At 71.6% G+C, this 23,171-nt stretch carries 23 protein-coding genes; 10 read left to right on the top strand and 13 right to left on the bottom strand.

Features of this window, described 5'->3' with window-relative positions; all coding sequences use genetic code 11:
• The first annotated feature begins 31 nt into the window (after positions 1–31).
• The 3 genes from ACFVTH_RS06605 (at position 32) to ACFVTH_RS06595 (ending at position 3,019) form a co-directional block, all read left to right on the top strand.
• On the top strand, positions 32–1,207 hold the full coding sequence (locus ACFVTH_RS06605) for an ABC transporter substrate-binding protein (RefSeq protein WP_387088046.1): 1,176 nt from the start codon (positions 32–34) through the stop codon (positions 1,205–1,207).
• Positions 1,208–1,277: 70 nt separating this feature from the next.
• Positions 1,278–2,210 (top strand): ABC transporter permease, encoded by a 933-nt coding sequence (locus ACFVTH_RS06600; RefSeq protein ID WP_387088043.1) that lies wholly within the window; start codon positions 1,278–1,280, stop codon positions 2,208–2,210.
• A gap of 11 nt (positions 2,211–2,221) precedes the next feature.
• The gene (locus tag ACFVTH_RS06595; protein ID WP_157423687.1) at positions 2,222–3,019 is read left to right on the top strand and encodes an ABC transporter permease; all 798 of its coding nucleotides are present in this window, start codon (positions 2,222–2,224) and stop codon (positions 3,017–3,019) included.
• A 17-nt stretch (positions 3,020–3,036) separates the two neighbouring features.
• Here the strand turns inward: ACFVTH_RS06595 and ACFVTH_RS06590 are convergent, their stop codons facing one another.
• The 4 genes from ACFVTH_RS06590 to ACFVTH_RS06575 all read right to left on the bottom strand — a co-directional run bounded on the left by ACFVTH_RS06590 (position 3,037) and on the right by ACFVTH_RS06575 (position 7,720).
• Positions 3,037–3,681, bottom strand: a complete 645-nt coding sequence (locus tag ACFVTH_RS06590) for a response regulator (RefSeq protein ID WP_387088040.1) — start codon at positions 3,679–3,681, stop codon at positions 3,037–3,039.
• Entirely contained in the window at positions 3,672–4,922 is a 1,251-nt protein-coding gene (locus ACFVTH_RS06585) for a sensor histidine kinase (protein WP_387088038.1), read from the bottom strand. Before ACFVTH_RS06585 ends, ACFVTH_RS06590 begins: the two co-directional genes overlap by 10 nt.
• Positions 4,923–5,013: 91 nt before the next feature.
• Positions 5,014–6,915 (bottom strand): VWA domain-containing protein, encoded by a 1,902-nt coding sequence (locus tag ACFVTH_RS06580; protein WP_387088035.1) that lies wholly within the window; start codon positions 6,913–6,915, stop codon positions 5,014–5,016.
• Positions 6,916–7,126: 211 nt separating this feature from the next.
• Entirely contained in the window at positions 7,127–7,720 is a 594-nt protein-coding gene (locus tag ACFVTH_RS06575; protein WP_387088032.1) for a hypothetical protein, read from the bottom strand.
• A gap of 152 nt (positions 7,721–7,872) precedes the next feature.
• On the opposite strand from ACFVTH_RS06575, the gene ACFVTH_RS06570 reads away from it, so the two are divergent.
• A complete protein-coding gene (locus ACFVTH_RS06570; protein WP_387088029.1) occupies positions 7,873–8,487 on the top strand; it encodes a MarR family winged helix-turn-helix transcriptional regulator in 615 nt (204 codons plus the stop codon).
• 6 nt (positions 8,488–8,493) lie between these two features.
• On the opposite strand, the gene ACFVTH_RS06565 is transcribed toward ACFVTH_RS06570, so the two are convergent.
• The 4 genes from ACFVTH_RS06565 to ACFVTH_RS06550 form a co-directional block, all read right to left on the bottom strand.
• On the bottom strand, positions 8,494–9,939 hold the full coding sequence (locus ACFVTH_RS06565; RefSeq protein WP_387088027.1) for an MFS transporter: 1,446 nt from the start codon (positions 9,937–9,939) through the stop codon (positions 8,494–8,496).
• Between the two features lie 233 nt (positions 9,940–10,172).
• Entirely contained in the window at positions 10,173–11,090 is a 918-nt protein-coding gene (locus ACFVTH_RS06560; protein ID WP_387088024.1) for a serine protein kinase RIO, read from the bottom strand.
• A gap of 169 nt (positions 11,091–11,259) precedes the next feature.
• Entirely contained in the window at positions 11,260–11,961 is a 702-nt protein-coding gene (locus ACFVTH_RS06555) for a class I SAM-dependent methyltransferase (RefSeq protein WP_387088022.1), read from the bottom strand.
• 28 nt (positions 11,962–11,989) lie between these two features.
• Positions 11,990–13,504 (bottom strand): M1 family metallopeptidase, encoded by a 1,515-nt coding sequence (locus ACFVTH_RS06550; RefSeq protein ID WP_387088019.1) that lies wholly within the window; start codon positions 13,502–13,504, stop codon positions 11,990–11,992.
• A 110-nt stretch (positions 13,505–13,614) separates the two neighbouring features.
• Between ACFVTH_RS06550 and ACFVTH_RS06545 the strand changes: the two genes are divergently transcribed.
• Positions 13,615–14,232: a TOPRIM nucleotidyl transferase/hydrolase domain-containing protein gene (locus ACFVTH_RS06545; RefSeq protein WP_387088016.1), complete on the top strand. Its 618-nt coding sequence runs from the start codon at positions 13,615–13,617 to the stop codon at positions 14,230–14,232.
• Between the two features lie 16 nt (positions 14,233–14,248).
• Here ACFVTH_RS06545 and ACFVTH_RS06540 read toward each other — a convergent pair whose 3' ends face one another.
• The 4 genes from ACFVTH_RS06540 to ACFVTH_RS06525 form a co-directional block, all read right to left on the bottom strand.
• Positions 14,249–15,007, bottom strand: coding sequence for a sulfite exporter TauE/SafE family protein (locus tag ACFVTH_RS06540; RefSeq protein ID WP_387088013.1), 759 nt, complete (start codon positions 15,005–15,007; stop codon positions 14,249–14,251).
• A 117-nt stretch (positions 15,008–15,124) separates the two neighbouring features.
• Positions 15,125–15,673 carry a hypothetical protein gene (locus ACFVTH_RS06535; protein ID WP_387088010.1) on the bottom strand — a complete coding sequence of 183 codons (549 nt, stop codon included), beginning with the start codon at positions 15,671–15,673 and terminating at the stop codon, positions 15,125–15,127.
• Positions 15,674–15,744: 71 nt separating this feature from the next.
• Positions 15,745–16,185, bottom strand: coding sequence for a pyridoxamine 5'-phosphate oxidase family protein (locus tag ACFVTH_RS06530; protein WP_387088007.1), 441 nt, complete (start codon positions 16,183–16,185; stop codon positions 15,745–15,747).
• A gap of 69 nt (positions 16,186–16,254) precedes the next feature.
• Positions 16,255–17,415 carry a GTP pyrophosphokinase family protein gene (locus ACFVTH_RS06525; RefSeq protein ID WP_387088004.1) on the bottom strand — a complete coding sequence of 387 codons (1,161 nt, stop codon included), beginning with the start codon at positions 17,413–17,415 and terminating at the stop codon, positions 16,255–16,257.
• Between the two features lie 260 nt (positions 17,416–17,675).
• On the opposite strand from ACFVTH_RS06525, the gene dnaK reads away from it, so the two are divergent.
• The 5 genes from dnaK (at position 17,676) to ACFVTH_RS06500 (ending at position 22,367) form a co-directional block, all read left to right on the top strand.
• Positions 17,676–19,547 (top strand): molecular chaperone DnaK, encoded by a 1,872-nt coding sequence (gene dnaK / locus ACFVTH_RS06520; RefSeq protein WP_387088001.1) that lies wholly within the window; start codon positions 17,676–17,678, stop codon positions 19,545–19,547.
• A gap of 2 nt (positions 19,548–19,549) precedes the next feature.
• Positions 19,550–20,200 carry a nucleotide exchange factor GrpE gene (locus tag ACFVTH_RS06515; RefSeq protein ID WP_387087998.1) on the top strand — a complete coding sequence of 217 codons (651 nt, stop codon included), beginning with the start codon at positions 19,550–19,552 and terminating at the stop codon, positions 20,198–20,200.
• Between the two features lie 113 nt (positions 20,201–20,313).
• Entirely contained in the window at positions 20,314–21,309 is a 996-nt protein-coding gene (locus ACFVTH_RS06510; protein WP_387087995.1) for a DnaJ C-terminal domain-containing protein, read from the top strand.
• Between the two features lie 3 nt (positions 21,310–21,312).
• Positions 21,313–21,735, top strand: a complete 423-nt coding sequence (locus ACFVTH_RS06505; protein ID WP_386941301.1) for a heat shock protein transcriptional repressor HspR — start codon at positions 21,313–21,315, stop codon at positions 21,733–21,735.
• Complete coding sequence (locus tag ACFVTH_RS06500; protein WP_387087992.1) at positions 21,732–22,367, top strand: hypothetical protein; 636 nt, start codon at positions 21,732–21,734, stop codon at positions 22,365–22,367. Before ACFVTH_RS06505 ends, ACFVTH_RS06500 begins: the two co-directional genes overlap by 4 nt.
• A 49-nt stretch (positions 22,368–22,416) precedes the next feature.
• Here ACFVTH_RS06500 and ACFVTH_RS06495 read toward each other — a convergent pair whose 3' ends face one another.
• Positions 22,417–23,145 carry a hypothetical protein gene (locus ACFVTH_RS06495; protein ID WP_387087989.1) on the bottom strand — a complete coding sequence of 243 codons (729 nt, stop codon included), beginning with the start codon at positions 23,143–23,145 and terminating at the stop codon, positions 22,417–22,419.
• Positions 23,146–23,171: the final 26 nt, after the last annotated feature.

Here is a 23,171-nt window from a genome sequence, read left to right as displayed (position 1 = left end):
ACTGCACCACCAAGAGAAACAGGAGAGAACCATGATGCGAATGCGGAACGCGCGACGAGGCGCGACCGTCGGACTCGCGATCGCCTCGGTCGCGCTGCTGACCGCCTGCGGCACCTCGGGCGGCGGAGGCGGCGGCGAGGAGGCCGCGACCGAGCTCGGCGAGATGGAGGGGCAGCTCTCGGTGCTCGCCTGGCCGGGCTACGCCGAGGACGGCACGAACGACCCCGCCGTCGACTGGGTCAGCCCCTTCGAGGAGGAGACCGGCTGCGAGGTCACCGTCAAGACCTTCGGCACCTCCGACGAGGCCGTCAACCTCATGAAGACCGGCGAGTACGACGTCGTGTCGGCCTCGGGCGACGCCTCGCTGCGGCTCGTGGCGGGCGGCGACGTGCAGCCCGTGAACATGGAGCTCACGCCGAACTACGAGAACGTCTACGACTTCCTCAAGGACAAGGCGTGGAACACCGTCGACGGCGAGAACTACGGCATGCCCCACGGCTACGGCGCCAACCTGCTCATGTACAGCACCGACGTCTTCACCGAGGCGCCGACGAGCTGGGGCGTCGTCTTCGACGAGTCCGACCCCTACGCGGGCAAGGTCACGGCCTACGACTCGCCGATCTACATCGCCGACGCGGCCATGTACCTCATGGCGACCCAGCCCGACCTCGGCATCGAGAACCCGTACGCCCTCGACGAGGAGCAGCTCGCGGCCGCCGTCGACCTGCTGAAGGCGCAGCGCGAGAACATCGGCGAGTACTGGTCGGACTACCTCAAGGAGATCCAGGCGTTCACGACCGGCGACAGCGTCGTCGGCACGACGTGGCAGGTCATCCAGAACGTCGCCGCGGCCGAGGGAGCCCCGACCGACGTCACGGTTCCCGAAGAGGGCGTGACCGGATGGTCGGACACGTGGATGATCTCGTCGGGCACCGAGAACCCGAACTGCTCGTACGCGTGGCTCGACTACATCGCGAGCCCCGAGGCGAACGGCCAGGCCACCTCGTACTTCGGCGAGGCGCCGTCGAGCGACGAGGCCTGCGAATTCCGCACCGACTGCGAGGCCTACCACGCCGGTGACGCCTCGTACGCCGAGAACATCTGGTACTGGACGACGCCGATCGAGGACTGCGTCGACGGCCGCACCGACGTCACGTGCACCGACTACTCGGCATGGACCTCGGCCTGGCAGGAGATCAAGGGCTGACGCAGCCCGACCATGGGGGCGGCCCGGCCGCCGGGCCGCCCCACCCGCCGCACGACACGACAGGACACGCATGACGACGAACACCCGGGTGACCGCGCCCGCACCGGCGCGCCCATCGGTTCCGCGACCGCCGCGTACGCCTGCGCGCGCGGCCTCCGTCTTCCTCAGCACGCACCCGCGCACCCGCCTCGCCCTGCTGCTCAGCGCCCCGCTGTTCTGGCTCGGCATCGTCTACATCGTGGCGCTCGTGCTGCTGCTCGTCACCGCGTTCTGGTCGGTCGACAGCTTCACGGGCGACATCACGACCGAGTTCACGCTCGACAACATCATCGAGGTGCTGACCGGCTCGCTGTACCAGACGGTCACGGTGCGCACGGTCGGCGTCGCCCTCGCCGTCACGCTCATCGACGTCGCGCTCGCGCTGCCGATCGCCTTCTTCATGGCGAAGGTCGCCACGCCGCGCATGCGACGGGTGCTGCTCATCATGGTGCTGACTCCGCTCTGGGCGAGCTACCTCGTCAAGGCGTACGCGTGGCGCTCGGTGCTCTCGCAGGACGGGATCCTCGAGTGGCTCGTCGCGCCGTTCGGCGGCGAGACCATCGGCTACGGACTCCCGGCGACGATCATCACCCTGTCGTACCTCTGGCTGCCCTACGTGATCCTGCCCATCTACGCCGGGCTCGAGCGCGTGCCCGACTCGTTGCTCGAGGCATCCGCGGACCTCGGCGGACGCACCTGGCCGACGCTGCGTCACGTGGTGTTCCCGCTCGTGCTGCCGGCGATCATCGCGGGCACGATCTTCAGCTTCTCGCTCTCGCTCGGCGACTACATCACGGTCAACATCGTCGGCGGCGCGAACCAGATGCTCGGAAATCTCGTCTACACGAACGTCGGCGCGGCGAACAACCTCCCGCTCGCGTCGGCCATCGCGCTCATCCCGATCGTGATCATCTTCGGCTACCTGTTCCTCGTGCGTCGCACCGGCGCCCTCGACAACCTCTAAGGGGCGAACGCATGCGACTGTCGCGGCCTTTCCGCATCACCCTCGGCGTCATCACCACGGTCATCCTCGTGGTCGTCTACGTGCCGCTCCTCGTGGTGCTCGTGAACTCGTTCTCGACGTCGACCTCGCTCACGTGGCCGCCGCCGGGCTTCACGCTCGAGTGGTGGGGCAAGGCCTTCCAGAGCGCCGGCGCCCTCGATGCGGTCGGCACGAGCATCGTCGTCGCGCTCGTCGCGACGGCCGTCTCGCTCGTGCTCGGCACGCTCATCTCGCTCGCGCTGCAGCGGTTCGAGTTCTTCGGGCGCGAGGCGATCAGCCTGCTCGTGATCCTGCCGATCGCACTCCCCGGCATCATCACCGGTATCGCGCTCAACAACTTCTTCCGCACGATCATGGGGGTGCCGCTCTCGATCTGGACGGTCGTGATCGCCCACGCGACGTTCTGCATCGTGACCGTCTTCAACAACGTGATCGCGCGGCTGCGCCGTCTCGGCCTCAACCTCGAGGAGGCGTCGGCCGACCTCGGCGCCGGCGTCTGGACGACCTTCCGGCTCGTCACCTTCCCGCAGCTGCGCTCGGCACTGCTCGCGGGAGGCCTGCTCGCCTTCGCGCTGAGCTTCGACGAGATCATCGTGACGACGTTCACCGCCGGATCGGGGGTGACGACCCTGCCGATCTTCATCCTGAACAACATGTTCCGGCCGAACCAGGCGCCGATCGTCTCGGTGATCGCGGTCGTGCTCGTGCTCGTCTCGATCATCCCGATCTACATCGCCCAGCGGCTCTCGGGGGAGGAGCAGCGGCGCTAGCGTCGGAGTCGGCGCGCTCAGCGCTCGGCGAGGTAGGCGAGCACCGCCTGCACGCGGCGGTGGCCGCTCGCAGTCGCGGGCAGGTCGAGCTTGGCGAAGATGCTGCCGATGTGCTTGTGCACCGCGTTCTCGGTGATGACGAGCCGCGCGGCGATCTGGGCGTTGTCGTCGCCCTCGGCCATGGCCTGCAGCACCTCGGTCTCGCGCGGCGTCAGTCGGTCGAGCGGATCCTGGGGGCGCGGACCCAGGAGCTGTGCGACGACCTCGGGATCGATGACCGTGCCGCCCGCAGCGATCCGGTGCAGGGCGTCGATGAACCCTCGCACGCGGCTGATCCGGTCCTTGAGCAGGTAGCCGACGTGACCCTGGTCGTCGGACAGCAGCTCGGTGGCGTACTGGCGCTCGACGTACTGCGAGAGCATCAGCACGGGCAGTCGAGGATGCCTCCGCCGCACCTCGAGCGCGGCGAGCACGCCTTCGTCGCGGAAGGCCGGGGGCAATCGCACGTCGACGATCACGAGGTCGGGTGCGTGCTCCTCGACCGCCGCGATGAAGGCGGGTCCGTCGCCCGCGACCGCGGCCACCTCGAAGCCCGCGCCGTCGAGGAGCAGCTCGAGGCCGGCGGCGAGCAGCACGTGGTCCTCCGCGAGCACTACGCGCACGGGAGGTCGATCCGGATCGCCGTCGGACCGCCCGCGGGGCTCGTGATCGAGACCTCGCCGTCGAGCGCGGCGACTCGTGAGCGGATGCCGCTCACACCCGTGCCTCTTCCCTCATTGACGCCGCCGATTCCGTCGTCGACGATGCCGACGCGCAGCCGATCGCCCTCCCGGTAGAGGCGGACCTCGATGCGAGTGGCTCCGCTGTGCTTCGCCGCGTTCGTGATCGCCTCGTTGATCGCGTGGTAGACGGCCGTCTCCACCGCGACAGGCACCCGGCCGAGGTCGTCGGCATCGATCGAGACCGGGATCCCCGAGCGGCCGCCGAGCGCGTCGAGGGCGCCGGCGAGCCCGCGGTCGGCGAGGATCGGCGGGTAGATCGTGCGGATCACGCTGCGCAGCTCGGTCATCGCCTGTTCGGTTCCGGCGTGCGCCTCGTCGAGCAGCTTCGCCACGGCTGGGTCGACCTCGCCGGCCTCGCGGGCCATGTCGAGCTTCATCGCGATCGTCACGAGGCTCGCCTGCGTGCTGTCGTGCAGGTCGCGCTCGATGCGCCGGAGCTCGGCGCCGTGGGCGTCGACCACCTCGCTGCGCGTGGCGGTGAGCGCCTCGACTCGGCCCTCCAACTCCTCGGCTCGCGACGGCGCGAGCGCCGAGAGGGTACCGCGCGCATGGACGCGGGCGAGCGCAGGTACCGCCCAGACGGCGAGGGCGAGCGAGACGGCGGCGCACATCCCCATGAGGAGGCCGGCGGAGGGCCAGTCCGTCGCCTGGATGCCGGCCACCTGCAGCGGCGGGCCGGGGACGAGCCACCAGAACGGCAGCAGCAGCACCATCGCGGCCAGCCCGGCGCACACGAACGCGACGAGGCCGAACAGGGTGCCGACGGCGAAGTGGGAGCACAGCCAGGTGCCGAGCCGGCGGGTCGACGGTGCCCGCAGCAGTGCGAGCGTCGCGTGGGGTCCGACGCGGATCGACGCCGGTGGGATCGGGGCGACGCCGCGACCGAGCAGTCGCGCCGCTGCGGCCTGATGCCAGGACGCCCAGTGATCGAGTCCGGCGATCGCCCACGGCAGCAACACCAACCCGAGCCCGAAGACCGCGATCGTCACGGCGGCGACGACCCCGAGCATTGCGAGGACGATCGTGGCCATCGCGCTCGGGAGGCCGATCAGCAGGTAGCGCAGGCTCCGCACCGCATCCTGGAAGCGTGTCGTCATGGTGCTCGTGGCGTCGATCGTCATGTCCACCAGTCTCACGGCAGCGAGATGGTCGGTCACTACAGCTGGCCACCCTCTCGTCGAACCTCGTGCGAGGGTCGGACCTCGTCGCCGGTCAGAAGCTCGTGACGAGGTCGCCCAGCACCGCCGAGATCTTCGTGGGGTCGGTCGCGTCGTAGAACTGCGCGCCCGTGACCGTCGAGATCTCCCGGAGCGTCTTGGTGTCGGCGTTGGCGCCGTACGCGAGCGTGAAGACGAGCACGGGAGTCTCGTCGTGCAAGCGCTCGAGGCCCGCGAGCAGCTGCTTCTTCGACGTCGGGCTCGGCCCGAGCGTCTCGTTCTTGCCGTCGCTCAGCAGCACGATCGCGTTGATGCGCTCGGGGTCCCACGCGGCGGCGCTCTGCTCGGCGAACGTGTCGATCGCCGTGTAGAGGGGCGTGAACTCGACCGGTCTGAGCGCGCCGAGCGCCTCGAGGAACTTGGCGCGGTCGGTTCGCGCATCGCCGACCGGGCTCACGAGCCCGGGGGTGACGGGGCCGTCGTCGACGGCGCTGAACGCGGCGAGGCCGATGTTGTCGCCCTTCGAGAAGTGGCCGAGCGCCTGCTCTATGGCCTTCTTGGCCGCGGCGAGCTTGGTCTCGCCGGTCGGGATCTTCTCCTCCATGGAGCCCGAGACGTCGACCAGGAACAGCACCTGGGCCCGCTTGCGCACCTCGGGGAAGGCGCTCTCGATCGCGGCGAGCACCTCTCGGCCCGGGAAGGCGAGTGCGCCCGACGGGCGCTCGGGCAGGCCGCCGACCTGGCTCACGATGGGGTCGAGGGCGCCGTTCAGGTCGTGGTAGCCCGCGGCGCGCACGAGCTGCTGGCCCTGCTTCGTGCCCGCGAACGTCAGGAGGTCGCGGGCCGCCTCCTTCTCGGACGCGTCGACCCACGGGCCCTCGAGCACGGTGAGGGGGTTGTCGGCGACGTAGTACCCGTCGCTCGGGTAGATCGGCACGAGCTGCTCACCGGGTGGGGTGGACTCGGCACGGCTCACTCCGTCGGGGCTCGTGATGCCGCGGTTGTAGTCCCAGACCGTCTTCTCGTCGATGATGACCGCCGAGAGGAAGTCGGCGATCGAGCCCTGCTTCTCGGAGGCGCGCGCCTGTGCGAGGAAGCGCTCGGGCGTGGCCATGTAGTGGGTCGTGGCGAGCTCGTCCTGGCGGACGGCGTTGACGACCTTCGTCGAGTGGATCTGGCTCGTGGTGATCTCGGCCAGGGACCCCGCCTCGCTGCCGAACTCGGCGAGCATGGCGGCCTGGCCCGAGCTCGCCATGAGCGGGCTCGTCTTTCCGAGCTTGAAGGCGCCCCACTCGGGGTGCTCCATCCAGCTCCAGGTGGCCTCGTCGCGGGCCGCGTTGAACACCTCGTTCCAGGTCGGGCGGTCCTCGCTCCAGCCGATCGCCTCGGCGAGCGACTGGGGCATCGCGAGCACGATCGCCGACGATCCGATGCTCGTGCCCTCGGTGGGCACGTTCTCCGCCCCGCCCGCGTCTTGCGCGACGGCGAGCCAGGAGCTCGCGTCGGGCAGCCAGACGGTCGGCTTGTCGTCGGCGGCGACGCCCGGGAACCCGCCGGCCGCGGCCGTCGCGGCCGTGCCCGAGACCGCCTTCGAGACGACGGCGTCGACGCAGCGCCCGTCGACGCTGCGCGGCCGCGCGTTGTAGCCCTCGACGAGGCGCGCCACCAGCTCGGCGTTCTCGTACGACGAGAGCACGTTGAGCGAGATGCACGGCTTCCTGCCGTCGTTCGCCGACGGATGGTCGGAGGGGAAGACGCCGGGCGACGCCGTGACCGACGCGGTCGGCGTCGAGCCGACGGCGCCGCCCTGGCCGGTGAGCACGACCGCGGTCGCGACGCCGCCGCCGAGCAGCACCATCACGAGCGACGCGGCGGCGATCACCCACACCCGGCGCCGGCGCTGCTGTCGATGCTGCCGCTTCGAACGATCGCGGCGGTCCATGTCGTCGGCGCTCACGGCCGGTGACCTCGCGCATCGCGCAGCGGTGCGGGGTCGGAACGTCGTCGCGTCGACGCCGGACGGGGCGTCGGCGTCGGCGCGCAGGTGACGAATGCTTCGGGCATCATGCGTCCTGGGAGGGGGTCGGGGGTCAGGCGATACTATCCTGCGCCGACCCGCGCGCCAACGGGTTCTTCACCGCCGCAGCCCGAGCTCGACCGAGATCGGGTCACCGGCAGGGGCGCCCCTGGCCCGCGCCGTCCCCGTGGCCGGGGCGGTGGTGCTCGTGACGCCGGTGCTCGTGACGCTCGTCGGCGTGCCCGTGCCCGTGCCCGCGACGCCCGTCGTGTCGGGTCGCGCCGTGGTGTCCGCGGCGCTCGGGGCGTCGGCGAGGCATCCGCTCGCCCTCGTGCCAGCCGAGCTCGCGCGCGACCGACTCGAGCGTCGCGAGGGTCGTCTGGAAGTCGTCGGGCGAGACCGCCCCGGCGACGCGCGAGCGCAGCGCGGTGACGCGCTCGAGGAGCGCGGCGTACGACGCCTCGCCCTCCTCGGTGAGCCGGGGCGCGCCCGGCTCGTCGGTGACCCAGCCGCGCTGGACGAGGGGAGCGAGGCGCTCGGGACGGGACGTGATCTTGCGGCGGAGCCGCTCGTCGTCGACCGTGCCGGCGATCACGTTGAGCCGTCGCCAGTCGCGCCGGGTGATGCCCTCGTCGGCGAAGAGCTCGAGCATGGCGTCGTCGAGCTTGCGGTCGACGACGCGGAGCCAGTACCCGATCGGGCGCTGGGCGGGGGCGGGGTGCTGAAGGTTCTCGGGGGAGTTCATGGGTGGTTCCTTTCGTGGCGCGCGAGGCGCGCCGGAGGGTCGACGGCACGGGAGGCCGTCGGTGCTCCGGATCCGTCCGCGCCGGTCGATCGTGCGGTCTGGACCCGGGTCCAATTGCATGTCTCATGACATGTATATGTACAATTACATACATGAACGATGCGCGTCAAGTCCCTCCCGGCGAACGCTCAGGCGGCGGCGCCGGCGGCCACGGTGCATCCGACCCGATCGCCGCCGTCGAGGCGGCGCTCGTCGCCATGCGCCGCGACCAGGGCCGTCGCCGCCTGCAGCACCGCGCCGAGCACGGCGCACCGCACCCCGGGCATCGCCAGCACGGCGACCATCACGGGCATCACGACCACCGCGAACTGCACGAGCCGGATGCCTCGGGCACCGGCCGCCGCCGCGGCCGAGGCGGCCCGGGGCTCGCGCAGGCCGCCAGGTTCCGGCTGCTCGATGCACTCGAGGCGGCGCCGCAGCCGCCGTCGGTCGGCCAGCTCGCCGACGCGATCGGCGTCGACCAGCCCCGCGCGAGCCGGCTCGTGCAGGCCGCCGTCGAGGCCGGGCACGCCCGCCGTGAGATCGACCCGGCCGACGCGCGTCGCAGCGCGATCGTGCTCACCGATGCCGGCAGGAGAGTGCTCGCGGGTGCGCGCGACACTCGGCGCGGCGCGGTCGAGTCCGCGCTCGCCGGGTTCACCCCCGAGGAGGCCGCGGAGTTCGCGCGGCTGCTCACGCGTTTCGTCGCGGCCTGGCCGCGCGACTGACCGCGCCTACTCGGCCGGAACCTTCGGGGCGGCCGCGGTCGCGGCGACGCCGGCCTTCACCGGAATGAGGAGCGCGAGCCCGAGCGCGATCACGAGGATGATGCCGAGGATGCCGAAGTAGGGCGCCCCGCCGATCGTGACGAACAGTGCGAACGCCGTCGGCGCGAGGAAGCTCACGGCACGGCCGGTCGTCGCGTAGAGGCCGAACACCTCGCCCTCGCGCCCCGCGGGGATCAGGCGTGCCAGGAACGTGCGGCTCGCCGACTGCGCGGGGCCGACGAAGAGGCACAGGGCGAGCCCCGCCGTCCAGAAGACGATCTGGCCGCCGTCGTGCAGGAAGAAGACGACGAAGCCGGTCACGACGAGGCCGATGAGCGCCGTCACGATCACGGGCTTCGCTCCGAGCCTGTCGTCGAGCGCGCCGACCGCGATCGTCGAGATGCCGGCCACGATGTTCGCCGCGATCGCGAAGATGATGACCTCGCTGAGCGAGAAGCCGAACACGGATGCCGCGAGCACGCCGCCGAAGGTGAACACGCCCGCGAGTCCGTCGCGGAAGACCGCGCTCGCCAGCAGGAACCAGACCGTGTTGCGCTGCTCCTTCCAGAGCCGCTTGATGTCGCGGCCGAGACGGGCGTAGGAGGCGAAGAAGCCGACCTTCTCGCGCTCGACGGCAGCGGGGTTGCGATACTCGGGAACCGCGAAGAGCACGGGCACGGCGAACAGGCCGAACCACACGGCGGAGACGATCATCGTCACGCGCACGTCGAGACCGTTCTCGTCCGTGACGCCGAAGAGGCCGACGTCGGGGTTGATGAAGCCGAAGTACACCACGAGCAGCAGCACGATGCCGCCGACGTAGCCCATGCCCCAGCCGAAGCCCGACACCTTGCCGATCGAGCGGGGCGTCGAGACCTGCACGAGCATGGCGTTGTAGTTGACGCCCGCGAACTCGAAGAAGACGTTGCCCGCGGCCACCAGGAAGAGGCCGAGCAGCAGGTACTCGGGGCCGGGCTGTACGAAGAACATCGCGAGGGTGATCGCGACGACGAGGTAGGTGTTGACCGCGAGCCAGAACTTGCGCCGACCGCTCGTGTCTGAGCGCTGGCCCGTGATCGGCGCCAGCACCGCGATCAACAGGCCCGCGATCGCGAGGGCCCAGCCGAGCTGCGCCTCGACGGTGCCGCTCGGGCCGAACGACTCGCTTCGGAGGTACACCGTGAACACGAAGGTCGTCACCACGGCGTTGAAGGCGGCCGAGCCCCAGTCCCACAGGCCCCACGCGAGGATGCGGCCCTTGCGGGCGCCGGCCTCGGTCACGGCCTCGACCTGGCTCGTCGAGACGCCGATGGTCGCGGCCGCGCCGTCGGGCGGCGTCAGGTGCGAGGGCGGGAAGTTGCGGGCGGGCGCGGGCGAGGAGGGGGTCGCGCCGTGCTCGGTCGGGTCGGTCATGGGGGCAGTCTCCCGGCATCCGGTGAACGGGTGGTGACGACGCGCACCGGGGCCGATCCGCGTCGATCGAGTTGCACTGTACCGCGCGGCGGGCCCGGGCAGGTGCCCGGCGTGCAGAATTCAGGATGCCTCGGCCGAAACGCCGAAACGCCGAAACGCCGAAACGCCGAGACGTCGGCGCCCGCGCGCGGCGCGGCGCGGGAGGCATCCTGAATTCTGCACCGCCGCCGACATCAGATCGCGACCATGCCGACGAGCTCGCCGAACAGCTCCTCGGGGTCGCACTCGAGGCGCTGCCGCGTGAACCACGAGCACACGTTGACGCAGTCGCGGTGCAGCAGGTCGAAGCCCTGCGGGTTCGAGATGACGTCGACGACCTGTGGCAGGTCGATCGCGACCACCCGGCCGTCGTGCACGAGCAGGTTGTACGGCGAGAGGTCGCCGTGCGCGAGTCCGCCCGCTGCGAGCGTGTGCATGAAGTCGACGATCTGGTGGAACAGCTCCCGCAGCTCGTCGGGCTTCGCGCGCACCTGCGCGAGCCGGGGCGCGGCGACACGGCCGTCGCCGATGAACTCCATGAGCACCTCGGTGCCGCCGACCTGCACCGGGTACGGCACGGCCGCACCCAGCTCGGTCAGCCGCGACAGTGCCTCGAACTCGGCGTACGCCCACTGCACCCGGGCGACCTCGCGACCGAAGGTCGTGCCCTTCGCGAGGGCGCGCGCGTCACGGCTGCGGCGGGTGCCGCGGCCCTCGGTGTAGACGGTCGAGCGGTGGAAGTCGCTGTGCTCGGTGCTGCGGTACCGCTTCGCGGCGAGCAGCACCGAGTTGCCGGCGACCAGCGGGTCGGCGCCCGGCACGGCGCGTTCGATGAGCGAGAGGTCGGCCTCCTTGCCGGTCTTGACGACGCCGAGCTCGGTGTCGATCGCCGCGGCGGAGGTGACCAGCCAGTCGGGGCGCGGTGCGGGGCCGCGCTCGGAGGGTGTGGTCGCCGGCCACGTGGACCAGCGTTGGCCCTCGCCGGGTTCCGCGTCGAGGAAGGCGAGGTCGCCCGCGTCGAAGCGCGGGGTCGTGAGAGGTGTCGATGCGTCGCGCGCGGAGTGGATCGAGCGCACGACGGCGGTTTCGTCGAGTGACGAGATGAGATGCAAGGTGGTTTCTCCGAAGGATTGCGGAGGCCACCGGGCCGCGATCAGCGGCTGAGGGCCTCGCAGGATGAAGGGATGTCGAGGGGCATGACAAGGACAGCCATGGTCGTCTCCTCTCCTTCAGCCGGATGCTCCGGACCCGATACCGCGCGTTGCACGCGGCTTGGGCAGTCTAGGGGGCGCGGCGGCTCGCGTCCAGACCCGATTCCCCCGGCAGGGATGCCTCGAGGTACAGCCGCTGCGACGCGATCTCCTGCTCGTAGGGCGCGCGATCGGCGAGCCGTTCGACCGTGAACCCCGCGGCCTCCGCCGCCGCCGCGAGCTCCTCCGCCGAGAACTCGGCCCAGTAGACGGCGATGCCCGAGCCGAGCGGGTCGGCCGCGACCCCGTCGGCGGCGCCCGCCTTCGCCACGACCAGCAGCCGGCCGCCCGGCCTGAGCGCGGCGGCCCACGCCGCGAAGGTGCCGTGCAGCATCGCCTTCGGCTGGTCGTGGAGCGAGTAGTTCGACACGATCCCGTCGAAGCGCCCGTCGAGGGCGGCGAGGTCGGGCGTGCGCTGGTCGCCGAGCTCGAAGCGCAGCCCGGGCCGCTCGCGGCGCGCGAGCTCGACGCATCGAGGTGAGAGGTCGAGGCCGGTGACCTCGAGCCCGTGGGCGTCGAGGGCGGCGGCGACGTGCCCGCACGGGCCGCAGCCAACGTCGAGCACCCTGCCGCGTGGGCCGATACGGCGGGCGAACCCGGCCAGCAGCGCGAGATCGTGCGGCTTGCCCTCGAGCTCGTCGCGGAACAGCTCGAGGTAGTGGTCGGCGCGGGCGTCCCACGAGCGGACGACGTCCGCGGCGCTGCCGGGCTCGGGCTCGGGGGCGCTCGTCATCCCGCCATCGTACGGCTGCGCGCCGCGGCTACGGCTGCACCCAGTCGGCGGGCGGCTTGACCTGGTCGACCAGCCAGATCTCGAAGAACTCGTCGAGATCCTCGCCGGACACCTCTTCGTAGACGGCCTGGAAGTCCTCGGCGGTCGCCGCGCCGTCGTCGAAGCGCTCGAGCCAGAGGCGGGTGGCGATGAAGAAGGCCTCGTCGCCCACCTCGACGCGGAGCGCGTGGAGGGTCGCGGCGCCTCGATCGTAGACCTGCTCGGCGAACAGGCCCAGCGGGCCCGGGTCGCCGATCTGCAGTTCCCAGTAGTCGGCGGCCCGGGACTCGTCGTACCAGTCGTCGTAGCTCTGCTGCGCGGTCGGGCCGCCGTTCTCCTCCGTCCACATCCACGTGGCGTAGGTGGCCCACCCCTCGTTCAGCCAGATGTCCTGCCAGCGCTCGGGGCTCACCGCGTTGCCGAACCACTGATGCGCGAGCTCATGGGCGACCGTGCCTTCGGCGGCCTGACGCGAGTACACCGGTCGCGTCTGGGTCTCGAGCGCATAGAAGATGGTGTCGTCGTCGACGATGGAACCGAACGCGACGAAGGGGTACGGGCCGAAGCGGCTCTCGAAGAAGTCGATCATCGCCGCCTGGCGGGCGAGGCTGGCGTTCGTCGTCTCGAGGCGCCCGGGCGTAAGGTCGCGGTCGACGGCGTCGATGATCGGCACCCCGCTCGCCGAGGCGGTCGGCGGCCGCAGCTCGAAGTCGCCGACGGAGGCGGTCGTGAGGTAGCTCGCCTGCTCGTCGGGGGCGTCCCAGTACCAGGTCGTGAACCCGCCCGCCGTCTCGGCGGGCCGGGGCTGGATGCCGTTCGCGACGGCGACCTTGCCCTCGGGCACCGTGATCGCGAAGCTGTAGCTCGCCTTGTCGGTCTGGTGGTCGCTGACGGGGTACCAGGTCATCGAGCCGTCGGGCTCGCTGGCGACCATGGCGCCGTCGCGCGTCGTCACCCAGCCGTAGAGCGCTTCCTCGATGTCTTCCGGTCGCGTCGTGACGCCGCCGTACTCGACCACCACCTGCACCTGCTGGCCGGCCTTCAGCTTCGGCCGGGGCTGCACGGTGAGCTCCCACACGCGGGCATCGTCGTCCTGCACGTGCCAGAACGCGGCGCCGTCGACCGTGGCGCCGGGTGCGGGCGGCGCGATCTCGGCCGCAGGCCTGCCGTTCACGGTGAGGGACTCGACCTCCATGCCGCGGAGGTCGAGGTTGAACCGGTCGAGGTCCCGGGTCGCGACGAGGTCGATCGTCGCGGTGCCGTCGAGCCGCCCCTCGAGCGGGGCCGGAGCCGGGGCAGGGGGTGCGTAGTCGAGGTCGAGGTCGTAGTGCCGCACGTCGTAGCCGCCGTTGCCCGCGAACGGGAAGTACGCGTCACCGGCGCCCGAAGCGCCCGCCGTGTACCGGGGGCCGGGTCCCTTCGGTGCCGCTGCGGCGCCGACGGCGCCCAGGCCGCCGAGCACCAGCGCCGCGGCGGTCGCGCCGCCGAGCAGTCGTGCGCCCATCCTGTTCACGATTCCCCCCATCGTCCGGCCTGCGTACGGGCCGACTCTAGACGCGCACGCGCGCCGCCGGTAGACCCAGACGGGGGAGGGTGTCGGAGTAGGGTCGCAGCATGCGCGCCGTGGTCATCGCCGAGGCATCCACCGTGGTGCTCGTCGAGGGTGAGAGCGACCGGCTCGCCATCGAGGCGCTCGCCGTGCGCCTCGGCGCCGACCTCGCGGCGGCCGACGCCGCCGTCGTCTCGATGGGCGGCGTGACGAACCTGCACCACCATCTCGCCGCGCTCGCCGCGGAGGCGGACGCCCCGGGCGGCGGCTCGGCTCGTCGCGTGCTCGGTCTCTTCGACGCGGCGGAGACCGCCTACGTGCGCCGAGCCGTCGACGACGCGGGGCTCGGGGGAGTCGGCGCCCCGCTCGACGAACTGGGCTTCTACTCGTGCGAGCCCGACCTCGAGGGCGAGCTGATCCGCGCGCTCGGCCCGGCCCGCGTCGAGGAGCTGCTCGCCGACCAGGGCGAGCTCGCGCGGTTCCGCACGTTCCAGCGGCAGCCGTTCCAGCGCGGGCGCGAGCTCGACGCGCAGCTGCGCCGCTTCATGGGCACCCACGCGGGGCGCAAGGCGCAGTTCGCGCCGATCCTCGTCGGCGCGCTCGAGGCGACGCGCATCCCGGCCGCGATGGCAGCGCTCGTCGCCGCGGCGGTCGACGGCGGCCTTCGGCCCCCTCCGACGTGAGCCGCTGCGCCGTCGGCTATCGCACCATGAAGTAGACGAGCGCCGCGACGCCGATCACCACGATCACGACGCGGTACGCCGCCTGCGGGATGTGCCTGCCGTAGCGGCCGCCGAGCGCCCCGCCGATGAAGGCGCCGACCGCGATCGCGAGCGCCGCGAGCCAGGCGACCTCGGTGACCGCGACGAACACGAGCGCGGCGACGAGGTTCGCGGTGGCGGCCATCGCGTTTTTGTACGCGTTCGCCCTGATGAGCGGACCCGCCATGGTGATCGAGAGGAGCGCCAGCAGCAGCACGCCCTGCGCCGCGCCGAAGTAGCCGCCGTAGACCGCCGTGAGCCCGGCGACCGCCATCGTCGCGACCGGGTGGTCGTGGTGCTCGGCCTGGCCGTGCAGCCGCGCCGTCCACCGCTTGATCTGCGGGCCGAAGACCACGAGCAGCAGCGCGAGCACGATGAGCGCAGGCACGATCATGTCGAACGCCTCGCTCGGCAGCTGCAGCAGCAGGAGTGCGCCCGTCACGCCGCCCGCCGCCGAGAAGCAGAGGAAGACGCCGAGGCGTCGCCATTCGCCGCGGAACTCGGCGCGACCCGCGAACGTGGCGACGAGCGAGGCGGGCAGCACGCCGACGTTGTTCGTGACGTTCGCGAGCACGGGCGGGTAGCCGAACGCCAGCAGGATCGGGAACGTCACGAGCGAGCCCGAGCCGACCACCGAGTTGATGCCGCCGGCGGCGATGCCGCCGAGCAGCAGGGCCGCGAACTCGAGCGGGCTCATCGGGCGGTCTCGGCGAGTCGGGGCATCCCTCGATTCAATCAGGCGGGATGCCCCGTGCCGTGCGTCGTGCGTCCGGGATGCGGCCCCGGGGAGGACGGACTGTCGGGTGGCGGGGCGTCAGCCGGCGGGGGCGATCCAGACGGCGAACGTCGGGGCGCTCACGTAGGTGATCGCGTCGTCGGTCCGCACCACGACGGGCGCGATGCCGCTGCCCGGGTCGACGGTGCCGAGGTACGCCCCCGGGACGGGGTCGTCGCCCGCCTCGAAGCCCGCCGCGGCGAGCGCCGCCTCCCATTCGGGCCAGGCCGCATCGTCGACCGGCAGTTGGGCGACCCAGAGCGCGATGTCCGTCTGGTCCTTCGCCCAGCGGCAGCCGAGGGCGCCGGCGTCGAGCAGCTCGCCCATGAACGGCGTCAGCGCCGTGACGTCGCGCGCGGTCAGCCCGTCGGCCTCGAGTTCGGCGTACGCCTCCGGCGTCAGCACCGTCTCGCACGTCACGGGCTCGGCCGTCGGAACGGGCGTCCCCGTCGCGGTGGGCTCCGCGACCGTCGTCGTCTCGCTCGGGCTCGGCGAGGCCGTCGGGGTGGTGGCGGTGCATCCGCTCAGGAGCAGCAACGCGACCGCGGACGTCGCAGTCAGGGCGCGCGACACGAATCGTCGGGTCATTCCGGCACACTATCGGCGAGTGGGACCGGATGTCTCAGGGATGCCCCGGAAGCGCAACCGCGGCCGAGTCGTCAGTCGCCCGCGCGGGCCCGATCGAACTCGCGGCCGTGCACCTCGCTCGGGATGATCCGGACCCAGCGGTCCTTCGACTCGGGTGCCCAGGGGGTGACGCCGAGCGCCTCGGCGGCCTCGATCTCGCTCGCGCGGTCGAACTCCTCCGCGGTGCCCTTCACCACGACGCTGAACGCCTCGGTGTCGCTGAACCCGTCGATCTGGAAGGCGACGCCATGGCGGATCGTGAGCTCGAGGAGCTTCGTGCCGGCCGAGGTGCGGAACACGATGACCGGCCCGCTCGCGCCGCTCGCGTCGACGACGTGGTTCACCGGGAAGATGTCGACTTCGCCGCCGGCGGCCATCGCGATGCGGCCGTACGGGGCGCGCGAGAGCCGCTCCCAGCAGTCGGCCTCGGAGAGCGATCGTGTCGGCGTGCGTCCCTCTTCGGTGTCGTTCATGCCTCGATTCTCCTCGCTTCGCCTGGCGGCGGGAAGGGCGAGGCGCGGCCCGGCGCGGAGGCGCCGGGCTCAGCCGAGCTCGATGGGCGGGAACGCGGCGTCGTCGAGAGTGCCGACCGGCGCGGCCACCCGCTCGTAGCTGCTGCGGGTCGCGAGGGCGGAGGCATCCGGGTGCTCGAAGAGGTGCCGCGCGACGACCCGGTACTCGGCCAGTCGGCCGTCGGGCACCCGGCTCTCGCGCAGCGAGGCGCCGGCGACGAGCGCGGCGGCCATCGCCGTCCAGTAGACGCCGATGCCGCGGAACGAGCGCGGGGGCCGCTGCGGCTCGGCGTCGGTGAGCAGGATGTCGTGGGTGCTGCTCGCGCAGGCGATCGCGAGGCGCCGCCCGAGCTCGGAGTACTCGGCGAAGCCCTCGGCGAGTGCGTCGTACTGCAGCCAGCCCGCGGCCCTGACGACGCTGCGCAGTTCGCGACCCGAGCCGGTCACGGCACCGAAGGGCACATCGAGGGCCGCGGTGATGATCTGGTCGAGCGAGCGCGAGTCGCCGTCGTACTGGATGAACCGGCCGATGTAGCCGCGCTCGCCGCCGCCGTCGCCCGTCGGCGCGGCGGTGCGGGCCTCCTCGACCTGGCGGCGGATGAGGTCGAGGTTGTCGTCGGCCTGCTCGAGCAGCGCCGCCGAGAGGGCGAACAATCGGTCGACCTCGCGCGGGAGCTGGCGGGCCGACTTGTACCGGAAATCGTGTTCGAGCTCCGACCACGTGTCGGAGAGCGCGGTGCGCAGCTGCACCTCGAGCTGGGTCCCGGTCGGCTCGGCATCGTCGCCCGCCTCCTGCCCGTCGGGCAGGAGGCCGACGAACTGCACCGAGCGGTAGCCGAAGGCGTCGAGCGGAAGCAGCGCAGACTTGTCGATCCAGGAGTCGTCGTCGACGATGAGCGCCTCGCGCACGACCTGCTCCATGCCGGGCAGGTCGCCCTCGAAGTGGGCGATGATGCGCACGCCGAGGATGTCCCGGACCTCCCGGTCGGGCGCGCGGCGCACCTTGCGCTCGAACGACTCCCGCGACTTCACTCTCGCCGTCACCTGGAAGTAGCGGAAGCCGGCCGCCTCGATGCGCCGCGCGAAGTCGGCCTCGATCCGGCTGCGCAGCTTGCGGTAGCGCCGCAGCTCGCGGTCGTACCGGGCGAGTTCTGCGGCGACGAGCTGCTCGTCCTGCTCGCGCGCGTCCATGTCCGGCAGGCTACTGCCTCGGGGTGGAATACTGAGCGGCAGCCGTGAGTTGAGTCAAGTACACTCAAGTTTCACCGGCTCGACTTGACACGTTCATTCGGCGCTGGGAGGCTTGAGTCGTCAAGGCTCAAGTCTTGGCGCATCTGACTTCGGTTGCGGGCCAGGAAGGCCGAACCGGTATCCGGCGAAGGGGCTCGAGGGGCGTCGCGCTGCGCGCGGCCCCGCTCGACCGCCGCCCGCCGGGAGAAGGAGAGAAACACATGTCACGTGCAGTAGGAATCGACCTCGGAACCACCAACTCGGTCGTCTCGGTGCTCGAGGGCGGCGAGCCCGTCGTCATCGCGAACGCCGAGGGCTTCCGCACCACCCCGTCGGTGGTGGCGTTCACCAAGGACGGCGAGGTGCTCGTCGGCGAGACCGCGAAGCGCCAGGCCGTCACCAACGTCGACCGCACCATCGCGTCGGTCAAGCGCCACATGGGCACCGACTGGAAGACCGACGAGATCGACGGCAAGAAGTACACGCCGCAGGAGATCTCCGCCCGCATCCTGCAGAAGCTCAAGCGCGACGCCGAGCAGTACCTGGGCGACACCGTCACCGACGCGGTCATCACCGTGCCGGCGTACTTCAACGACGCCGAGCGCCAGGCCACGAAGGAGGCCGGCGAGATCGCGGGCCTCAACGTGCTCCGCATCATCAACGAGCCCACCGCCGCGGCGCTCGCGTACGGCCTCGACAAGGGCAAGGAGGACGAGCTCATCCTCGTCTTCGACCTCGGCGGCGGCACCTTCGACGTCTCGCTGCTCGAAGTGGGCAAGGACGACGACTTCTCGACCATCCAGGTCCGCGCGACCGCCGGCGACAACCGCCTCGGCGGCGACGACTGGGACCAGCGCGTCGTCGACTGGCTGATCAAGAAGTTCAAGGACTCGACCGGCGTCGACGTCTCGAAGGACAAGATCGCCCTGCAGCGCCTCAAGGAGGCCGCGGAGCAGGCCAAGAAGGAGCTGTCCTCGAACCTGAAGACCTCCATCCAGCTGCCCTACCTCTCGCTCACCGAGAACGGCCCCGCGAACCTCGACGAGACGCTCACGCGCGCCGAGTTCGAGAACATGACGAGCGACCTGCTCGACCGCACGAAGAAGCCCTTCGAAGACGTCATCCGCGAGGCCGGCGTCAAGCTCTCCGACATCGCGCACGTCGTGCTCGTCGGCGGCTCGACCCGCATGCCCGCGGTCTCCGAGCTCGTCAAGAAGGAGACCGGCCAGGAGCCCAACAAGGGCGTCAACCCCGATGAGGTCGTCGCCGTGGGCGCCGCCCTCCAGGCGGGCGTCCTCAAGGGCGAGCGCAAGGACGTGCTGCTCATCGACGTCACCCCCCTCAGCCTCGGCATCGAGACCAAGGGCGGCATCATGACGAAGCTCATCGAGCGCAACACGGCCATCCCGACCAAGCGCTCGGAGACCTTCACGACCGCCGACGACAACCAGCCGTCGGTCGCGATCCAGGTCTTCCAGGGCGAGCGCGACTTCACGCGCGACAACAAGGCGCTCGGCACGTTCGAGCTGACCGGCATCGCGCCCGCGCCCCGTGGCATCCCGCAGATCGAGGTCACCTTCGACATCGACGCCAACGGCATCGTGCACGTGTCCGCGAAGGACAAGGGCACCGGCAAGGAGCAGTCGATGACGATCTCGGGCGGCTCGAGCCTCCCGAAGGACGACATCGAGCGCATGGTGCGCGAGGCCGAGGAGCACGCCGCGGAGGACAAGGCCCGCCGCGAGTCGGCCGAGACCCGCAACTCCGCCGAGCAGCTCGCGTACTCGGTCGAGAAGCTCATCAAGGACAACGACGACAAGCTCCCCGCCGACGTCAAGTCCGAGGTGCAGGGCGACGTCGACGCGCTGAAGTCGGCCCTCGCGGGCGACGACGACGACGCGGTCAAGACCGCGTTCGAGAAGCTGTCGCAGTCGCAGACCAAGCTCGGCGAGGCGATCTACGCCCAGTCGCAGGCGGATGCCTCCGCCGCGGCCGGCGAGGACGCCTCGGCGACCGGCCAGGCCTCCGACGACTCCTCCGACGAGGACGTCGTGGACGCCGAGGTCGTCGACGACGAGGACGAGAAGAAGTAGCCATGACCGACGAGCAGAACCAGAACAAGGACGAGCCGGTCATCCGCGACAAGCGGAGGATCGACCCCGAGACCGGTCAGGTTCGGCAGCCGGAGGCCGACGGGGCGCCCGAGGAGGGCGCCCCCGAGGCGGGCGCCTCGAACGACTCGGGCGCCGAGGCATCCGGCTCGTTCGACGACGAGGCCGAGCTCACGGTCGACGACATCCTGAACGCGGCGAACGCCGAGGTCCAGGACCCGAGCGACGAGCATCTCGCCGACCTCAAGCGGGTCACCGCCGAGTACGCGAACTACCGCAAGCGCACCGAGGCGAACCGCGAGGTCGAGCGCGAGCGCGCGGTCGGCGCGGCCGTCGCCGTGCTGCTGCCGGTGCTCGACGACCTCGACCGGGCCGAGAAGCACGGCGACCTCGAGGGCGACTCAGCCTTCGCGACGATCGCCGCCAAGCTCCGCGGCGCCGTCGAGAGGCTCGGGCTCACGGCCTTCGGCGAGGTCGGCGAGCCGTTCGACCCGCAGCGTCACGAGGCGATCTTCCAGCAGCCGAGCGCCGACGTCGAGGTCGACACCGTCGCCGACGTCGTCGAGACCGGCTACATGCTGGGCGGCGTGCAGCTCCGCGCGGCGAAGGTCGTCGTCACGACCCCGTCGGCGTAGCGAACCACCCGGTGGTCGAGTAGCGACGCGTCTCGGGACCGAGCATCAGGTCCCGATGCGCACTACTCGACCACCGGACCCGTTTCAGACAGACTCAGAGAGAGGAGGTGCCGATGGCCAGTCAGGACTGGTTCGACAAGGACTTCTACCAGGTGCTCGGCGTCTCCAAGGACGTGAGCGACGCGGAGCTGAAGAAGGTCTACCGCAAGCTCGCGCGAAAGTACCACCCCGACTCCAACGCCGGCGACGCCGCCGCCGAGGCGAAGTTCAAGGAGATCAGCGAGGCGCACTCCGTGCTCGCCGATCCCGAGCAGCGCAAGGAGTACGACGCGATCCGGGCGATGGGCTCGGGCGCGCGATTCACCGCGCCCGGCGGTGCGGGCGGCGCCGGCGGATTCGACGACGTCTTCGGCGGAATGTTCGGCCAGGGCGGGCCGGGCCGCAGCCAGTCGTACACCTTCCAGCAGGGCGGCGACTACGACGACCTGCTCGGCGGGCTCTTCGGCGGCGGCCGCTTCGGCCAGTCGACGGGCGGCTACCGCGGGTTCGGCGGCCCCACTCCCGGTCGCGACGTCACCGCCACGACCACGCTCGACTTCGTCACCGCGACCAAGGGCGACCAGGTCACCCTGCAGACGGCCGAGGGCAAGCCGATCACGGTGCGCATCCCCGCCGGCGTCTCCGACGGGCAGAAGATCCGGCTGCGCGGCAAGGGCCACCCCTCGCCCGACGGCGGCGAGGCGGGCGACCTCATCCTCACCGTCAACGTGCGCAAGCACCCCGTCTTCGAGCGCGACGGCCTGAACCTCCGCGTCACCGTGCCGGTGACCTTCGCCGAGGCCGCACTGGGCGCGACCATCCAGGTGCCGACGCTCGGCGGCGACCCCGTGAAGCTCCGCGTCGCGCCCGGCACGCCGAGCGGACGCGTGCTGCGCGTGAAGGGCCGCGGCGTCGAGACGAAGAAGGGCACCGGCGACCTGCTCGCCGTGGTCCAGATCGCGGTGCCGTCGCACCTCTCGAAGGACGCGCAGGCGGCCGTCGAGGCGCTCGCCGCCGCGCTGCCCGACGAGAACCCGCGCGACGAGCTGCTCGCCAAGGCGAAGGGCTAGGTGATGGAGGTGCACGAGAGGAGCCCGCTCTTCGTGATCTCCGTCGCGGCCGAGCTCGCAGGCATGCACCCGCAGACGCTGCGGCAGTACGACCGGCTGGGTCTCGTCTCGCCCACCCGTACGGCGGGCAAGTCGCGGCGCTACTCGATGCACGACGTCGTCCAGCTGCGCGAGATCGCGCAGCTCTCGAGCGAGGGCGTGAGCCTCGAGGGCATCCGCCGGGTGCTCGGGCTCGAGGAGGAGGTCGCGACCCTGCGCGCGCGGGTGCGCGAGCTCGAGGGCGCGCTCGCCGACGAGATGCTGAACCGCCCCGGCCGTCGCGTCTTCGCGGCCGGTTCGGCGGGCGAGGTGATCAGTCTCAAGGCCGGCACCCGGGTGCGCCGCGAGAACGCGGTCGTCGTCTGGCGCCCGCTGGAGCGCGGATGAGCGGCGTCGCGCCGGCCCCGGCTGGGGCGCCGACGGCGGGCGCGGCGACGGCGTCCGGCCCCGGCGCGCCCGTGCGATCGGCCGGACCGGTCGGCGCTTGGGCGCTGCCGCTCGTGACGCTCGGCTTCTCGATCGGCCTGCTGCCCGCGCTGGTCTTCGTCGTGGTGCTCGCGGTCTTCGTCGTCGTCGGCCTCGCCACCGGCGGGCTCGGCGGGGCGGCGATCGTCGGGTTCCTCACGACGCTCGTCGGCGGTGGCGCGGTCGCCGCGCAGCCCTGGCTCGTCGTCGTCCCCGTGCTGCTCGGCGTCGTCGCCTTCGCCGCCGGCATCGTCGGCAGCGTCGTCGCGCTGCGGCGTCGCGGCCACCCCGCCCCGCACGCGGTGACCTGGTCGTCCGCCGGCATCGGCCTGGTCGTCCAGCTGTTCGTGAACGGCGTCGTCTACTTCGTCCTGACCTTCGTCGTCGCCGCGGTCGTCGATGGCGGAACCGGCCTCGTCTTCTTCGGCGGCGATCCCGCCCCGCTCACGGTCTTCGTGCTGTGCGCACTGGCGGTCACCGTCGGCATCGGCTGGCTCGTGTGGTGGCTCTTCGGTCGCGTCTTCGCGGGCCGGGCCCAGCGCGCGTCGCGCTGATCACGCACGAGCCGGGCGGCTCGCGCGGAGTGCTGCGGTGCGATCGGCCTCAGCGGCCCCAGGCCGAGGCCGGCGCCTCGATGACCTCGTAGGGGCGCGAGCTCCAGTGCGTGCCGTAGCCGTAGTGGCTCGACGCCCAGACCGAGGCCCAGATCGCCTGGGCGGTCGCGTCGGCCGAATCGCCGCGCGCGAGGGCCGCGTCGACCTCTGGATAGCGTCCCGACTGCAGGTTCTCAGCGGCGTAGTAGGCCGCCTCGACGAGGGTGGGGTAGCTGCCGAGGCCCGAACCGCCGCCGGAGCCCTGCCCGTTGTTCAGCGGGTTGTTGCGGTTCCACCAGTTGTCGGCGCCGTTCTCCTGCCGCATCCACCGCATCATGAACGTCACGTTCTCGTCGCTCAGCGGCCAGCCGCCCTCGACGAGCACGAGCTTCGCCCAGTCCACGTTCGTGCCGCCGGCGACGAGGGTCTGCGAGCCGGTGGTGGCGACGTAGGACTCCCGCGAGACGGCCGGCGCCGCGACGTCGGCGCCGACCCGAACTGCCTGCGAATCCTCGTGCAGCGCGGCATCAGCCGCCGCCGTCGGCAGCGATCCGCCCGGCTGCGGCAGCGGCGCCAGCGCGAGGCCGGCGAGGAGGCCGAAGACCGAGACCACGGCTGCCGCGACGAGCGAACGGCGGGGTGCTCGCGATCGGGCCGGTGCGCCGACCCGGGGACGCGTCACCGGCGTCGCGACCTCCTGCCGCGCCGCCCGCCGTCCCCCGGTTCGTGCGTCCTGCATGCGGCACCGAGGGTAGCAAACGCGTC

Source organism: Agromyces sp. NPDC058104 (genome assembly GCF_042884835.1).
Taxonomy (GTDB): Bacteria; Actinomycetota; Actinomycetes; order Actinomycetales; family Microbacteriaceae; genus Agromyces.
The sequence above is the reverse complement of the archived record's forward strand: the minus strand, read 5'-3'. Positions and strand labels throughout refer to the sequence as shown.

What these genes read in the sequence shown, in the direction of transcription:
- ACFVTH_RS06605 (WP_387088046.1), top strand. Translation starts at nt 32, where the DNA reads ATGATGCGAATGCGGAACGCGCGACGAGGCGCGACCGTCGGACTCGCG.
- ACFVTH_RS06535 (WP_387088010.1), bottom strand. Translation starts at nt 15,673, where the DNA reads ATGACCCGACGATTCGTGTCGCGCGCCCTGACTGCGACGTCCGCGGTC.
- ACFVTH_RS06555 (WP_387088022.1), bottom strand. Translation starts at nt 11,961, where the DNA reads ATGACGAGCGCCCCCGAGCCCGAGCCCGGCAGCGCCGCGGACGTCGTC.
- ACFVTH_RS06575 (WP_387088032.1), bottom strand. Translation starts at nt 7,720, where the DNA reads ATGAACTCCCCCGAGAACCTTCAGCACCCCGCCCCCGCCCAGCGCCCG.
- ACFVTH_RS06565 (WP_387088027.1), bottom strand. Translation starts at nt 9,939, where the DNA reads ATGACCGACCCGACCGAGCACGGCGCGACCCCCTCCTCGCCCGCGCCC.
- ACFVTH_RS06595 (WP_157423687.1), top strand. Translation starts at nt 2,222, where the DNA reads ATGCGACTGTCGCGGCCTTTCCGCATCACCCTCGGCGTCATCACCACG.
- ACFVTH_RS06545 (WP_387088016.1), top strand. Translation starts at nt 13,615, where the DNA reads ATGCGCGCCGTGGTCATCGCCGAGGCATCCACCGTGGTGCTCGTCGAG.
- ACFVTH_RS06515 (WP_387087998.1), top strand. Translation starts at nt 19,550, where the DNA reads ATGACCGACGAGCAGAACCAGAACAAGGACGAGCCGGTCATCCGCGAC.
- ACFVTH_RS06585 (WP_387088038.1), bottom strand. Translation starts at nt 4,922, where the DNA reads ATGACGATCGACGCCACGAGCACCATGACGACACGCTTCCAGGATGCG.
- ACFVTH_RS06600 (WP_387088043.1), top strand. Translation starts at nt 1,278, where the DNA reads ATGACGACGAACACCCGGGTGACCGCGCCCGCACCGGCGCGCCCATCG.
- ACFVTH_RS06525 (WP_387088004.1), bottom strand. Translation starts at nt 17,415, where the DNA reads ATGGACGCGCGCGAGCAGGACGAGCAGCTCGTCGCCGCAGAACTCGCC.
- ACFVTH_RS06550 (WP_387088019.1), bottom strand. Translation starts at nt 13,504, where the DNA reads ATGGGCGCACGACTGCTCGGCGGCGCGACCGCCGCGGCGCTGGTGCTC.
- ACFVTH_RS06505 (WP_386941301.1), top strand. Translation starts at nt 21,313, where the DNA reads ATGGAGGTGCACGAGAGGAGCCCGCTCTTCGTGATCTCCGTCGCGGCC.
- ACFVTH_RS06495 (WP_387087989.1), bottom strand. Translation starts at nt 23,145, where the DNA reads ATGCAGGACGCACGAACCGGGGGACGGCGGGCGGCGCGGCAGGAGGTC.
- ACFVTH_RS06530 (WP_387088007.1), bottom strand. Translation starts at nt 16,185, where the DNA reads ATGAACGACACCGAAGAGGGACGCACGCCGACACGATCGCTCTCCGAG.
- ACFVTH_RS06540 (WP_387088013.1), bottom strand. Translation starts at nt 15,007, where the DNA reads ATGAGCCCGCTCGAGTTCGCGGCCCTGCTGCTCGGCGGCATCGCCGCC.
- ACFVTH_RS06500 (WP_387087992.1), top strand. Translation starts at nt 21,732, where the DNA reads ATGAGCGGCGTCGCGCCGGCCCCGGCTGGGGCGCCGACGGCGGGCGCG.
- dnaK (WP_387088001.1), top strand. Translation starts at nt 17,676, where the DNA reads ATGTCACGTGCAGTAGGAATCGACCTCGGAACCACCAACTCGGTCGTC.
- ACFVTH_RS06570 (WP_387088029.1), top strand. Translation starts at nt 7,873, where the DNA reads ATGAACGATGCGCGTCAAGTCCCTCCCGGCGAACGCTCAGGCGGCGGC.
- ACFVTH_RS06510 (WP_387087995.1), top strand. Translation starts at nt 20,314, where the DNA reads ATGGCCAGTCAGGACTGGTTCGACAAGGACTTCTACCAGGTGCTCGGC.